This is a genomic window from Paenibacillus sp. GCM10027630 (assembly GCF_042676305.1).
Taxonomy (GTDB): domain Bacteria; phylum Bacillota; class Bacilli; order Paenibacillales; family NBRC-103111; genus Paenibacillus_S.
In genome coordinates this window covers 129362-143829 of sequence record NZ_JBHTGY010000031.1, presented here as the reverse complement: position 1 = coordinate 143829, position 14468 = coordinate 129362, and the positions used below count along the sequence as shown (strand labels likewise).

Below are 14468 nucleotides of genomic sequence, written 5' to 3'. Positions count from 1 at the left end.
AGTTATTTGGAGCTTTTCTGGATTTCGTCACGGATGGCTTGTGCCGCTTTCTTGGAAGCAGCTTCAGGCGTTGCTTGTTCGGTAAGCAGAACCTGATAAGCCTCGCCCAGTATATCTTGAACTTTCGGCAAATAAGGCACCTGCGGGAAGTTAACTACATATTCCAACGCTTGAACAAACCCGGCAAACGTTGCGCTGCTTTTCACCAAATCCCCAGCTTCCGTTCTTGTCGGCATACGTCCTGTCGTTTCGTTGAATTTAACCGCATTGTCCTTGGAAACAAGAAACTTCAAATATTCTACAGCCATCTTCTGGTTCTTCGAGCCGCTGGAGATGGAGAATCCAAGTTCCCCTAACGTAGTGACATGCTTCCCTCCATTAGCCGCCTTTGGCAGCGGGACCGATCCTAATTTCCCTTTCAAATTAGGGTTCTGCGCATAAATGGCTCCCGTAGAATGCGGACCTGTCACGATCATCCCCGTTTTTTCCGTAGCCATCAAGGTTACCGCTTCTGCATAGCTTACTTGAGTAGGTCCAGGCGGCGCTACTTTATCCTTCGTGTACAGCTCGCCGAACATTTTCAGCGCTTCAATGGCCTGTGGTTTATCCATATCCGTCACCCACTTCCCATTCTCTTCACGCAGCTCTTCTACCCCATAGGAACGAAGAATGTGCATGAAACGTCCCGCACCCGATCCATTTTTCGAGCCAACCAATGCAAAACCCCAACGTTTGCCGGGTTCCGTTAACGCTTTCGCAGCATCCCTGAATTCATCCCATGTAGTTGGAGGCTTCAAGCCTTTTTCCTGAAACCAGTCGGCTCGGTATAATAGAGCTGTGGGAGCTGTAAACCAAGGCATAAATTGCAGCTTATCTTTGAACGTTGCTTCTTTAAGATTAGATGGATAAAAGCCTTTCAAAAAATCATCACCCAATAATTTGGACATATCTGCTGTAATACCCATTTCTTCAGCCTTAGCTACGAAATCGGGTGTGTTTGTGAAAATGTCCGGAAGCTGCTTGCCTGTTGCCATCGTGGTCAGCTTAGCAAACAAATCATTCATCGGCACGCCGACAAACTGAATTTTCACATTCGGATGCTGCTTCATAAATTCATCAGCAATTGCTTGTTCAACGGTTGCTTCCGGTTTTTCCAGAATAGTGGTTGAGACGATAGTGAGTGTGATAGGCTCATTTTTGGAAGCATCGTTACCAGTTACTGTTGCCGCTGGAGTTGTTGAACTACCGCTCCCCTTATCGCTCGCGGGTACCGCACCGCCCGCTCCAGCACCCGTACCGCCTCCACTGCAAGCCGATAGAAGCATGCTGAGCGATAACAAGGTACTCGTAACTACTGCGGGTAGCTTTGACATTTTAATAAGCATAATCGGACCTCCCAAAATTTTATAGAGCTTCAACACACTCACATTTCACCTATGGCTCAACCACTCGCGGTATAACCTCTAAAGCTCACCATTCTGCGTAGGAGCCGTCCTCGTGATACAATCTCGGTGTATCCCAATCACCAGGGTAAGCCCTCTCCACCAGCGATTCTTCTACAATTTCGATGCCTAAGCCTGGACCTTCCGGCAGCTTGATATAACCGTCTTCTATAACAAAAGGTTTCTTGAGATAGCCCGCGCCCAAATCCCATTTCTCATGGAGAGAAGGATGCTCCTGAATCAAGAAATTAGGCGTGCATGCATCCAGCTGTAAACAGGATGCCAATGAGATCGGCCCGAGTGGATTATGAGGAGCGATGGAGCCGTAATACACCTCTGCCATGGCGGCTATTTTCTTAGCTTCCAGAATTCCGCCCGCATGACACAGGTCTGGCTGTACAATGGCTATCGCCTGCTTCTCCAACGCTTCTCTGAAGCCCCAGCGTGTAAACAACCGCTCTCCCGATGCAATAGGAATAGACGTTGATTGTGCAACCCTAACCATAGTATCCACATTCTCAGGCAGGCATGGCTCCTCAATAAACATCGGATAATAAGGCTCAAACTCCCGTGCAAGTCGGATCGACATGGCTGGACTCACTCTGCCGTGGAAATCAATGGCGATATCCATTTCTTTACCAACCGCAGCGCGAATTGCCGCCAATTTGGCTACTTGGCTTTCGACGAATGCTAAGCTATCTACGTTCAGCACCGGGGGATCAATGCCGATTTTGATAGCAGTAAAGCCTTGCTGTTGTTTCTTAACCGCATTTTTGGCAATTTCCTCAGGCGTATCTCCCGAGCAATGGCTATACATGCGAATTTTATGCCGACAAGCACCCCCGAGCATTTCATACACCGGAATGTTGTAGTATTTCCCTTTGATATCCCATAACGCTTGTTCAATACCGCTTATTGCGCTTACCAGAATCGGACCTCCACGATAAAAAGTCCCACGGTACATCACCTGCCAATGATGTTCAATTCTTAAAGGATCCTGCCCGATCAAATAAGATTCCAGCTCCCGGATTGCCGCCTCAACCGTCTTGGCCCTGCCCTCAACAATCGGTTCTCCATAGCCTGTTATCCCTTCATCGGTGTGAACCTTCAGAAAGAGCCATCTTGGCTTAACATGAAATAATTCTAATTTTGTAATTCGCAACTGGCTGCGCCACCTTCCATTTTTTGTAGTTCGCATATGCGAACTTCGTTCGATAAACAAATGATATCGCTTACATTATGGTATGTCAATAATAAAATTACAAAAAAAGGAACTGCCTCATACGCTGAGACAATCCCTCTTTATTTACGTATACCATTTCTTCGACTTCACAATCACCACTATTGCCCCAATACCCAGTATCCATATTACAGCCTCAGCCACCCACAATGATAAGAAATGAGCTTGATACATGGCAGGTGCAAAGTCAACAAAGGCATGAAGCAGAATAGCATAAAGTAAATATACAACCTTACGATTGCGAACACCATACAATACAATTAGAGAGAACGCAATTTGCATGAATATTGCCGGGATACGCTCTAGTCCTCCCAACCAAAATTCACTTTGCGCAGTTTGGATCAAACGGTTCTTGAGTTCAGCTATCTGTTCCGGCGGCAAACCCGCTCCAAGTGACTCCTCAAGCTTACCCGCATTAATCATTGTTGCAAAGATTATTCCCTGTACACCGGAAACGATCGCTATCAGGAAGGCTTCAATGCCTCCATGACCGATTCCCAAGGAGATGCCATCCTTGCGCTGCTGCCGGTTTTTCAGAAGAAAAGTAAAGCCAAGCCACCGTCCTACCTCTTCAAATACACCTGCGGCAAGCCCCCCATAAAGAGCAAACAGCCAAGGATTTTTGAACCAAGCTGCCGTCGACTTATTAAAGGATAATACATAATAATGCATACCTTTTTCCAAAACCTGCGAAAAGATGAAAAAAACGAGTATCCCGACACCTATCGCACGATAAGAAATACCCGTAGTCCTGCGAAAATATAACACAAGCGCCACGGGAATGAGAACTCCCAGAATGACCTGCACGATCATGGCCGTGATGGAACCCTGACTCACCATTTGTTTTCACTCCTTATATAACGCTAGGTAAATGCAGACCCTCGCAATATATCATTCACTATCTGTGCTAATAGTTGTAGGGTAACCTGCAAGGACTAACAGCTCTTCTACATTTTCAACTCTTAATGCATACGCTAATGATATTACAATTTCTTTGGAGGGTTGGAATCGGCCATTCTCTATTGAATTAAGGATCGAATAGCTAATGCTGGCCTTTTCTCCTAATTTCCGCAATGAAATATCACGCTGCTGCCGTAGTTCCTTAAGCTTGCTGGAAAAATCCAATGTACAGTCTCCTTATCCTTCATCATTTTATTGCTAATCTACAGAGTAATATCAGCTAAAACAGCTTCAGAGACGGCTGCCAAATCTTTGCCATCGAGAAATATTTGAAGTCCCCGGCGACCAGCGCTTATGCTGACTGGGTTAACTGTAGTAACCGTTAGATCCATATAAAAGGGATATTTCTTCTTAACCCCAAGTGGTGACACTCCACCGCGAATATAACCGGTCAATGCTTGAATTTCTTTTACCTGAACCATCTCGACCTTCTTATTCCCGCTCACTTGAGCGAGCCCTTTCAAGTTCAGCTCTTTGTCCCCGGGGATACACGCTATAATAATACCGGTTTTGTCTCCACGTAATACAAGCGTTTTATATAGATGATTCACCGGCAATCCTACTTTATCAGCAACTGTAAAAGCATCAAGCTGGTCCTCACTCCACTCATATTCATGCAATGTATACTCCGTCTGAGATGAATCTAAAATTCGGCAGGCATTCGTTTTCGTTGACATAGCTCCTCCTTGTTCCCTGCTTGGTTTCTTTAATTAACTCTAGCGTTCCTAAGAACCCTCGTCATCATTTCCGCATTGGGGTAGCTCGAAGCCTCATATTGCCGGACAACCTCTTCAATATCAAAGCTTACCCGTTCAATAGAGGTTCTGATAGCCCCTTCCGTTATTTCCAAAGTAGCGTAGGAAGCCATTGCCATACTATCAAAAGGCAGCCCGACGCTCCCTGTATTCATGATCACTTTACCATTGATATACCTGATATATGGTTTGTGAATATGAGCATATATGTACATTTGCGCGTCCTTGGATGACATCAGCTTGGAACTAACCGTTTCGTTATCAGCATCCGGAGGCACAATATCAAACAAGCTATCCGGTGTAGCATGAAAAAGATGCAGGGGCAGGCCCTCTATTGTAACGTTAATTTCTGTAGGCAGCTTGGACAAATAGTCGATATCGGCTAGATCTAATTTAGATACAGTCCAATCCCGTTCACGATTCATCATTTCCAAAGCGGAATCCGCAACCTCGCCCTTCTGGACACCGCGAACGACCCATTCGTCTGCATTGCCCTTAATCACTTCAGCATTCAAGGAACGAATCAATTCAATGGATCTTTTCGGTTCCGGGCCGCGGTAACATAAATCTCCCATCACATACATTTTATCCACATTTTTTTTATTAATATCTATTAGCACCTTTTCCAATGCATGAGCATTCCCATGGATATCAGATATAAAAGCAATCTTCATACAGCTCAACTCCTTCTTGTTATTAATAAGTTTAAATTTACCATTAGTGACGGCCAAAGTCTAAGATTAACCGACACACTACCACGCTTCAAGCTGCAAAGCAACGGTCAGGCTGCGGCGCTGATCCCTCGGCTGATCCCTCGGCTGATCCCCGTTCGGTAACCGCAGTAAAAAGCCCTCCTTCTGAGCTATTACTCGGATGGAGGACTTGTGTATTTGTCGAATGCTGACTGCTTAAACGCCACTTGGGCGGTTGCCGCGGTTCATTACTATCTCATTTTAAGTTGAGGTATCCACATCGAGAATATCCAATATAAACACGAACACGGGAATGCCTACGATCAAGCCCCATGTGCCGAAATAATGCTGCGAGAAAATAAGTACTATGAACGTATAGAACATAGGGAGATTCATTTTGGAAGACATCAGCTTCGGATTTAAGAAGTACCCTTCCAGGAAATGAAGCACCGCAATCATTACAACCACATAGATGATCATCATATGACCACCTACATTATAGCCGATAATACATAAAGGAATTAAGGATATCAGGAACCCTGCCACGGGTATCAAGCTAAGCAGGAAGATCATAAGAGCTAAAGCAAACAGGTACGGGAAGCCTAGAATCCATAACCCGATCACAGTCAATATAGTGTTGAACAGAGCAATAAGAATTTGAGCTTCGATAACTTTCCCGAAGGACAGAATGAATTTATTACCGAAATATTCAAGCTCTTCATACAGCCAGGAAACTTTACTTGTTTTAAGCTTGGAAGTAAATGCAGAGATTCTATTCTTCTCCAGAATAAAGAACAAGCTCAATATGGTTGCCAGAACAAAGGTTGTACCCCAGTTGCTGAACCTGAGAATATATTCGAAGGCTTGCTTCACATAAGCTTGTAAATTCAGATCCTTCAACGTTTTATAGACATATCGGGAAATCTCATCTTGAGGAGCAGGCAAATTCGTTAATCCGACTAAAATTTCTTTTAAATGTATGATCTGAACAAAGACCTTCGGTAAATAATTTACGATCGCATAAACCAATATGGAAATCATCGCAGCATACAGAAGTATGATAATGACTTTGCTGTTAATCTGGACGTATCTATTGAGCCTTCTCGTTAAAAACCTTTGAATACTGCTCATAATAAATGCTATCAGGAAGGTCAAAAGTACCAGGTTCAGCATGTCCTTAATACTAATGAGCAGCAAGCATATTAGAAAAAGGATCGAAAATCGTCTTACCGTTAAATTCAAAAAAAATTGCCTGATATTGTCCATCAATTCGTCTCCATTCGAGTAGCCTAACTATGTTTAGTCTATACACTTAGTCTACAGAAATAGAAGCCTTATGGCAATCTAATATTCGATAAAATGTTACAAAAAGTGCCTTAATGTGCACTCCTTATGAACTACAGACCTAGATTTCTATCTCATCGCCCGGCGCCATTACTTTTCCACTAATCCCCTCAGCTTCCAACTGCTTTACGAAGGCTTTGGCATCCTGATTAATAATGGGGAAAGAGTTATAGTGAACAGGAATGACCAGCTTAGCCCTATACCATTTCGCTGCTTGAAGCGCATCCTCAGGGCCCATCGTATAATGGCCTCCAATCGGTACAAAAGCAACGTCAATTTTTTCACGATTGCCTATCAGCTTCATATCCCGGGAGAGTCCGGTATCACCTGTATGCAGTAGGGTCTTGCCCTCCGCACGTATGATGAACCCGGCAGCCATGCCTCCGTATAATATCGTTTTGTTCTCCTCATCAACGATGCCTGAGCTATGGAGTGCATGAATCATTTTGGCTTGAGCGAAGCCAAGATCCACCGTTCCGCCGATATTCATACCGATTGTCTCCACACCTTTCCAGGACATATAGGCAGCCAGCTCTACATTGGAAACGACAGGAATATTATTCGCTTGCGCTATTGGTGCTGCATCGAGAATGTGATCTATATGGGCATGGGTCAAAAGGACTGCATCGGTCTTGATATTTTCGGGCTTCATAACCGCCAGTTTATTGCCGCTGAGGAATGGATCGATAATTAGCGATTTTCCATTCGTCTCGATTTGTACTGCGGAATGTCCATGATAAATAATTTTCATATCCTCAACACCTTCCTATAAAATATGAGTTTAAAAGACTTATTCAGAACCGGCAGATCCATTTATTAATCTACAGTTTCATGTTTATTATACAATATGGGTTAAATCAAGGCATACTATTACTCTTTCTCATACACGTTCATTAAATATTTTTTTCGTAAACGCAATCCATTCCCTGGCCGCCAAGGAAAGGTATCCTTCCTTCCTCCAAGCCATCACCAGCTCCCACGGTATAATTGGATGGACTAAAGAAACCGCTCTTAGCTTATCAGGATCAAGTACTCTGCAGATCGTGTCGGGCAGCATTGCAATGCCCAAATCCGCACCTACCATCTCACCGATAAAATCCCATTGCGAGCTTTCATAGACAATGTGTGGATCATAACCTATAGCGCGGCATTCGTTAATGATTCGGTCATGCAGGGCAAAATCGCTGGAGAACAGGATAAATCGTTCTTCCGCCAAATCCGCAAGCTCAATCTGGCTCCGCTGAGCCAGCTTATGCGCTGGATGCATAATAACCTTTAACCGATCCTCTACGAGCCGGAATGTATCGAACACTTCCTCTTCAACCGGGCCCAAGACAACTCCCACATCCAATGTTCCGTCCGATAGACTTTCCTCGATTTTTCTCGCGCCATCCTCCACCATTTTGATCGAGATTCCCGGATATTGCTCCTGGAACCGTTTGAGTACCTCAGGGAAAAACCTTGATCCGGCCATCGGAGGAAGCCCAATACGGATGCTGCCCTTATGCAAATAAGTCAAGTCGTTTATTTCGGTCATCAGACCATCGAACAGCTGAAGAATCGGCCCGGCATGTTTTACTATCGCTTCACCGGCATTCGTCAGTTTAATCTGTTTTCCATCCCGGGCAAACACTTCGATGTTAAGCTCATTCTCCAGATTTTTGATCATTTTGCTAATGGTTGGCTGTGTTATATGCAGCGCTTCGGCAGCTTTTGTAAAGCTATTATGACGCATGATTTCGGTAATATACTTTAAATGGCGTATTTCCACGGATAATAAACCCTCATTTCCATAGACAAATGGAATGAAAACCATTCTATATATTCATTTTACTCATGCAACGCGCCTTCGTATACTAGGAATAGGAAAGAAGGGGGCGGAAATAATGAGATTGCTGCTTAAAACAATCTTTCAGGTCGTATTATTTATCATCCTCGCCCGAATCTCCAACTTGATCGTTGAGTGGCTGCATATCCCAGTTCCCGGCAGTATTGTCGGCATAATCATCATGTTCACACTTCTAAAACTTAAATTACTCCGGCTCGATTGGATTGAATATGGCTCCAAGTGGCTGCTATCGGAAATGCTTCTGTTCTTTATTCCTTCAACTGTTGCTATCATCAACTATAAAAGCCTGGTGATCCATAGCGGAGCCCGAATTGCGATCACTATCTTACTCAGTACAATAGCCGTTATGATATGTACGGGTCTCATGGGCCAATTATTTATGTTACGTAAAAGGAGAGAAAGCCGATGATGAACGCTATTCTCTGGTTATTCGGCACAATAATAGTTTATTGGGCATCCAAACGCTTATACCGAACTTATAAAAAAATGTATTTGACACCGTTACTAGTTACCCCAATGGTCGTTATCGCTGTTATCGAATTGTCCGGCGTTTCTTATAATACGTATGATAAAGGAGCCGGTTGGCTTACCGACTTGGTCGAACCTGCTACTATTGCACTCGCTGTAATTTTGTACAAAAATTGGGAGCAATTAAAGAATAATGCGTGGACCATTATCATCTGTGTAGGATGTGGCGCAATTGCTGCCATTGTGACTTCAGCTGGATTATCTTACCTGCTTGGACTATCGCCGGAAATAATGGACAGTCTGGCTCCGCGCTCCGCAACGACTCCCATTGCTATTTCCATATCTTCCAATATCGGCGGCATTCCGACGATAACCGCTGTCGCCACTATCTTCACCGGACTGCTCAGCATGATTGTAGGTCCATTAATTGTTAAGTGGCTCCACATTCAGCATCCTATTGCACGCGGCGTTCTGTTTGGCACAAGCGCACATTCAGCCGGAATCAGCAAAGCCATGGAGTATGGTGACGTCTCTGGCTCCATCGCCGCTATAGCCATGATGGCTACAGCTTTCATTACATTGGCCGCAGCCCCTTGGCTGATTCTTATGTTTCAATGATTCTACTCAATAAAATCAAATTCTAGGTACATTTTATTCAAATGATATATTTTAGCGCTGTTCCCTTCGAAGTTAATAACACAGTCTTGAATCATGAAGGATAACACTCTATCGCCATTGTCCTCAACGAGGTTCAAGCTATCATAGGGGGATGTTTCAAATTCGATACGATCACAAGAATACTCGCTCACTTCCTTGCTGTGATTATACTGGGAGACTATCAATTTATTTGAATTATGTTTAGTTTTTTGGCAAAATGTATACAAAGTTCTAAGCATCTGTGACATTAATAAAACCCCTTTAGTGAGAAAATTTCGCTTTTAACCTTGCCGCTTCGGCCTCTGCCTCTGTACATCCGTCCTTGATCAGCTTCTTTTTAATTCTTACTGCAAATAGATCCGCACCTAGCTCCAATTCTGGCGTCTGGGCTGCTTTGTAGCGGTCTGCCATTATTTCGATTGCATTTTGCAACAAAAATTCTTTGTCCATAATTCCTCCTCCTATGTAAATCAAATTAGACTTTCATAGTATTGAGCATTAGCGATTAGCAGCACTATTACTAATTATTCTACCATATTCATTTCAAAGATTATTGCAAATTGAAAAAACTCAAAGAAACCTATAGGAATGACAACCTGACCCAAAAAATACCCTTGCTTCCTTTACAAATCAATGTTGTACAATGAAGTCGAAGTGAAATATATCCAGCTTGCCCATTGCTAATAAAACAGCATGGCTACGTAGAGCTCTGAGGAGGTGCATCTGCAACTTTCATGTGAAAGCGCTTAATCCAAAAAAATAGTTAATCGGAGTGGAAGAACTGAAAACCAAATGACAACATGAGATCCCATACAAATAATTAGGGAGGCTATAATTATGTTGTGTTCTGATGCAAAAAAAGGTATGCGTTTCTTGCTTTGCTTGCTTCTATTGGTGGCTTTAGTCCCTATCACTCCTATTTTTGCCGCCACTTTGCTCAGTGATGATTTTGAATCATACTCCTCATTTCCTCAGGGCGGCTGGGTGAACGCAACCAGCAACGGCAGCTGGGCGATTTCACAGATCAGTACAAACTTAGCCAAACAAACCACTACATCTTCAACCGATTATATGATGACCAACGGCCAATCCTCTTGGACGAACTACACCTACCAAGCGCGCATTCAAACCGCTTCAACCAGCTCCACTACAGGGATTGTCGGACGGTATACCGATAACAACAACTATTACATACTTGCGTTAAATAATGGCAATGTAGTGCTGAAGAAAAAAGTGGGCGGCACAACCACAACCTTACAAAGTGCCGCTTATACCTTTAACACATCAACCTTCTATACTTTGAAGCTATCGCTGAATGGCACGACAATTTCCGGATCGGTCAACGGCTCACAGCTCGTGAGTGTAACCGACAGCAGCCTCACCAGCGGTAAAATCGCCATTTACTCTTCAGGAGCCGGCTGGTGGGACGATGTCCTCGTCAGCGATATCGCCTCAAGCGATACACAAGCTCCGACAGCGCCTGCGAATCTAGCCGCAACTGCAATTTCCAGCAGCCAAATTAATTTGAGCTGGAACGCCTCTACCGACAATGTAGGAGTAACTGGGTATAACGTATACCGCGGTTCAACCCTTGTAGGATCTCCGTCAACCCTTTCTTTTAGCGATACGGGCCTGAGCGCATCCACTTCCTACAGCTACACCGTTAAAGCAAAGGATGCTGCAGGCAATCTTTCAGCTGCCAGCAACACAGCCAGTGCTACAACTCAATCCGGAGGCACTCAGGTTACCGTTGCAAACCCTGGTTTTGAAAACAGCTTCACCGGCTGGACAACTAGCGGCAGCACCGCGATCTCTACAAGTGATTACCACAGCGGCACCCGCTCAGGTAAAATATCATCCTCAGGCTCGCAAATTTCACAAACTATCTCTGGTCTGAGCACCAACACCACCTATACTCTTAGTGCCTGGATTTTGGGTCAAGGGTTAATTGGAGCGAATACTTTTGGCGGCAGCGAAGTTACCATAGGCGGCAATTCATCAGCCTGGACCTCCATTTCGGTATCCTTCACCACAGGATCGTCTAACACGAGCGCTATCATTTTTGCCCGTGGAACTACGTCGACTGACGTTCGTTTTGACGACTTCACAATTACTGGAGGTGGTGGTAGCGGCGGAGATACGCAAGCTCCCACAGCACCAACCAACTTGACCGCAACGGCAGCATCCAGCAGCCAAATCAACTTGAGCTGGACTGCCTCTACCGATAATGTGGGTGTTACGGCATATCAAGTATACCGTGGCTCCACCCTTGTCGGATCACCAACAGCTACCTCATTCAGCGACACAGGCCTGAGTGCATCCACCTCTTACAGCTACACTGTCAAAGCGAAGGATGCGGCCGGAAATGTATCAACGGCAAGTAATACCGCCAGCGCGACAACGCAATCCGGCAGTACACCAACATTACCGTCACAAGTGTTATATTTGAAAAACTGGAAGCTTACTCTGCCTATACCCAAATCGAGCTCTAATCCATCCACACCATTGGAAATCTTCCAGCCTGATTTGGACACCTATTCCATTAACCCGTGGTTCAAAGTTGTGAACGACACAGATGGCTATGCAGTTCAATTCCGGGCTAACCACGGTGCCGTTTCAACTAGCGGTTCCAAAAATCCAAGAAGTGAATTGCGTGAGATGGTCGATAACTACACAACGCAGGATTCGAGCAGTCAAAAGTCATGGGGAACTAATGATGGAAAAACACATTCCATGTTTATCAAACAAAAAGTTACTCACTTGACGTCCATAAAACCGCATACGGTAGTCGGCCAAATCCATGATGCAAATGATGATGTAACTGTTTTCCGTGTTGAAGGAAACAACCCTGGCGGTGTTTCAACAACAGCCCAAATTTATATTACAGACGGAAACAATACCCACGCGTATTTGCTTGACAGCAATTATACTTTAGGTACCGTATTTACCGTTAAAGTCACCGCTTCAGGCGGCGTCCTCAGCTATGAATACAATGGCCAAACGGTACCGTACACGCAGACAAAAAATGCTACAGGTTGTTATTTCAAAATAGGCAATTATACACAGTCAAATGACACAACGGCCCCTGGGGAAAGTCCTGATGCCTATGCTGAAAACTGGGTTTATGCATATAATGTAACGCATCAATAGTTTATAAATGCTTAACAAAAGCTGGCCTGGATTATAATCCCAAGCCAGCTTTTTTCCATGTCCCCGCTCCATTGAAACTTTCATTGGCTTGGCAAGCTTGCTATAATGAATGGTATTATTTTCTTATCCAATGTTGGACGTATATATCCACAGCTTATCTAATGAAGTGGGGCTCTATTAACTAATATGAAAAGCATACTCGCAGGCATCGGTTACGCAGCAGCTATCCTGATTTTCTATATGTACAGAAATGAAATTGTGAGCTGGCTTCAAAATGGCGAAGCCCCTTTAGCTCTTATATTTCTCATAGCCGTAGGCTTCATTCTATTTCCAGTCATTCCTTTCAAAATTATTATCGGAATGCTCGGTTATTTCTACGGCTCTTTACTGGGCGCATTAATAAGCTGGCTTGCCGCCTCCGTAGGAAGTGTGATCATTTACTTGCTGGTGCAACTCTTTTTCCAAAAGCAAGGCAGAGCCTATTTAGCCAAATTTAACAAACTTGAACGACTGACACAAACCATTGAGCATCATCCGTTTTGGACAATTGTTTTTGCCCGCATGATTCCTGTTTTGCCGCAAGCCTTAGTCAATGTATATTCGGCCCTACTGTCCATTCGGTTGCTCACTTACTCGGTAGCATCAGCTGTTGGAAAAATCCCCGCCATGCTCGTATATGCCTATATCGGGGAGCATCTGTTCTCCGGTGTGGACAAGCTTCTTATGGCCATTGGAATCTATGCTCTATTCTTATTAGTAACCTATCTGATTTATCGCCGCTGGGTTCAAAATAAGCGCCGCAATGCTTGATTTTTTGCAACGTGCGCGGCTCCCGTTGTGGCGTTGCATAAGCCCACTGGTTAAATGATAGATTCTTTACTATAATAAAATGTAAGTGACGAAGAACGTCCCGGTCCATTCCTGCGCGAAATGGACCCGGGACGTTCTTTTTTTATTATTCGGGAGGGATGATACCATGAATTTCGAGGCGGCGCATGCAGCATTTATTCAACATCATTTGCATAAAAGAACGGGGGAACGGAGAGGACGATTGGAGCGAGGACACCGGGAAGCTGAGAAGCTGTTTTGCTGCAACGTATGGTGGCCTCTGCGGGGGGATTTCAACAATTTACATCCAGAATTCGAAGTGCTCGATTGGCGGGGGTTATCCTACTTCTGCGACTTTGCCTTGATAACCTCGCATGTCAAGCTAATCCTAGAAATCAAAGGGTTCGGTCCACATGTACGGGATATGGACAGGCAAAAATATTGCCACGAGCTGAACCGGGAAACCTTCTTATCTGCTATGGGCTTTCAGGTGATTTCAGTTGCATACGATGATGTTGCTCACCGTCCTGAACTGTGCAAGACCCTGCTGCAAATGGTGCTTAGCCGCTATCTCCCACAATCTTCTCCTACAAGCATGAAGAGTGTAGCGGAACTGGAAATCATCCGGCTTGCCTGCATGCTCACTCGTCCGCTGCGCCCCATTGATGTGGAGACTCATTTGTGCATAAACCATCGCACTGCCGTTCGTATCCTGCATTCACTCTGCACAAAGGGATTGTTCTCCCCTGTAGCCGGCGCGGAGGGCAAGCATTTTGTGAGGTATGAGCTCCATCCAAATGCGATGAAACGATTGTAAAAAGCCTGCAATCTTACATCTTTTCTATCTTTTTTTGTACAGAGCGAAGTTTTCCTGCAAAAATACATGTTTTTACCTTTCAAACTCATGGCGAAACAATCCTAGGCTAATATTCCTGTATATTTGCAGGCATTCCCTCTAAATGAACGTTTTCCATTGAAAAAACCTGCACTTTCGCAGTTTTTGACATGCCGCCGAACCGCTGGAAAAAACAATGATGCTAGAGTGGCTTCGACCGACCGCCAGGAGGAAGTTATGGAGGGTGA

The 14468-nt window shown here is 44.5% G+C and carries 15 protein-coding genes; 5 read left to right on the top strand and 10 right to left on the bottom strand.

The window, feature by feature from the left end:
- Positions 1-2: 2 nt before the first annotated feature.
- The 9 genes from ACFQ0C_RS14360 to ACFQ0C_RS14320 form a co-directional block, all read right to left on the bottom strand.
- Positions 3-1385, bottom strand: coding sequence for an ABC transporter substrate-binding protein (locus ACFQ0C_RS14360; RefSeq protein WP_379367804.1), 1383 nt, complete (start codon positions 1383-1385; stop codon positions 3-5).
- Positions 1386-1470: 85 nt separating this feature from the next.
- On the bottom strand, positions 1471-2604 hold the full coding sequence (gene dgoD, locus ACFQ0C_RS14355) for a galactonate dehydratase (RefSeq protein ID WP_379367803.1): 1134 nt from the start codon (positions 2602-2604) through the stop codon (positions 1471-1473).
- A gap of 144 nt (positions 2605-2748) precedes the next feature.
- Entirely contained in the window at positions 2749-3522 is a 774-nt protein-coding gene (locus ACFQ0C_RS14350) for a YhfC family intramembrane metalloprotease (RefSeq protein ID WP_379367802.1), read from the bottom strand.
- A gap of 51 nt (positions 3523-3573) precedes the next feature.
- Positions 3574-3807: a helix-turn-helix domain-containing protein gene (locus ACFQ0C_RS14345; protein ID WP_379367801.1), complete on the bottom strand. Its 234-nt coding sequence runs from the start codon at positions 3805-3807 to the stop codon at positions 3574-3576.
- A 38-nt stretch (positions 3808-3845) separates the two neighbouring features.
- On the bottom strand, positions 3846-4319 hold the full coding sequence (gene ybaK / locus ACFQ0C_RS14340) for a Cys-tRNA(Pro) deacylase (protein WP_379367800.1): 474 nt from the start codon (positions 4317-4319) through the stop codon (positions 3846-3848).
- 29 nt (positions 4320-4348) lie between these two features.
- Positions 4349-5071, bottom strand: coding sequence for a metallophosphoesterase family protein (locus tag ACFQ0C_RS14335; protein WP_379367799.1), 723 nt, complete (start codon positions 5069-5071; stop codon positions 4349-4351).
- Between the two features lie 279 nt (positions 5072-5350).
- Positions 5351-6355 carry an AI-2E family transporter gene (locus tag ACFQ0C_RS14330; protein WP_258212581.1) on the bottom strand — a complete coding sequence of 335 codons (1005 nt, stop codon included), beginning with the start codon at positions 6353-6355 and terminating at the stop codon, positions 5351-5353.
- Positions 6356-6494: 139 nt separating this feature from the next.
- A complete protein-coding gene (locus tag ACFQ0C_RS14325; RefSeq protein ID WP_379367798.1) occupies positions 6495-7184 on the bottom strand; it encodes a metal-dependent hydrolase in 690 nt (229 codons plus the stop codon).
- A 129-nt stretch (positions 7185-7313) separates the two neighbouring features.
- Positions 7314-8204 carry a LysR family transcriptional regulator gene (locus tag ACFQ0C_RS14320; RefSeq protein WP_379367797.1) on the bottom strand — a complete coding sequence of 297 codons (891 nt, stop codon included), beginning with the start codon at positions 8202-8204 and terminating at the stop codon, positions 7314-7316.
- 115 nt (positions 8205-8319) lie between these two features.
- On the opposite strand from ACFQ0C_RS14320, the gene ACFQ0C_RS14315 reads away from it, so the two are divergent.
- Complete coding sequence (locus ACFQ0C_RS14315; protein WP_379367796.1) at positions 8320-8691, top strand: CidA/LrgA family protein; 372 nt, start codon at positions 8320-8322, stop codon at positions 8689-8691.
- Positions 8688-9368 carry an LrgB family protein gene (locus tag ACFQ0C_RS14310; RefSeq protein ID WP_379367795.1) on the top strand — a complete coding sequence of 227 codons (681 nt, stop codon included), beginning with the start codon at positions 8688-8690 and terminating at the stop codon, positions 9366-9368. The genes ACFQ0C_RS14315 and ACFQ0C_RS14310 overlap by 4 nt, the downstream gene beginning before the upstream one ends.
- 300 nt (positions 9369-9668) lie before the next feature.
- Here the strand turns inward: ACFQ0C_RS14310 and ACFQ0C_RS14305 are convergent, their stop codons facing one another.
- Positions 9669-9857, bottom strand: a complete 189-nt coding sequence (locus tag ACFQ0C_RS14305) for a hypothetical protein (RefSeq protein ID WP_379367794.1) — start codon at positions 9855-9857, stop codon at positions 9669-9671.
- Positions 9858-10244: 387 nt separating this feature from the next.
- Between ACFQ0C_RS14305 and ACFQ0C_RS14300 the strand changes: the two genes are divergently transcribed.
- From ACFQ0C_RS14300 to ACFQ0C_RS14290, 3 genes are all read left to right on the top strand, one after another.
- Entirely contained in the window at positions 10245-12557 is a 2313-nt protein-coding gene (locus tag ACFQ0C_RS14300) for a polysaccharide lyase family 7 protein (RefSeq protein WP_379367793.1), read from the top strand.
- 186 nt (positions 12558-12743) lie between these two features.
- Complete coding sequence (locus ACFQ0C_RS14295; protein WP_379367792.1) at positions 12744-13367, top strand: TVP38/TMEM64 family protein; 624 nt, start codon at positions 12744-12746, stop codon at positions 13365-13367.
- A gap of 166 nt (positions 13368-13533) precedes the next feature.
- Positions 13534-14202: a hypothetical protein gene (locus ACFQ0C_RS14290; RefSeq protein ID WP_379367791.1), complete on the top strand. Its 669-nt coding sequence runs from the start codon at positions 13534-13536 to the stop codon at positions 14200-14202.
- Positions 14203-14468: the final 266 nt, after the last annotated feature.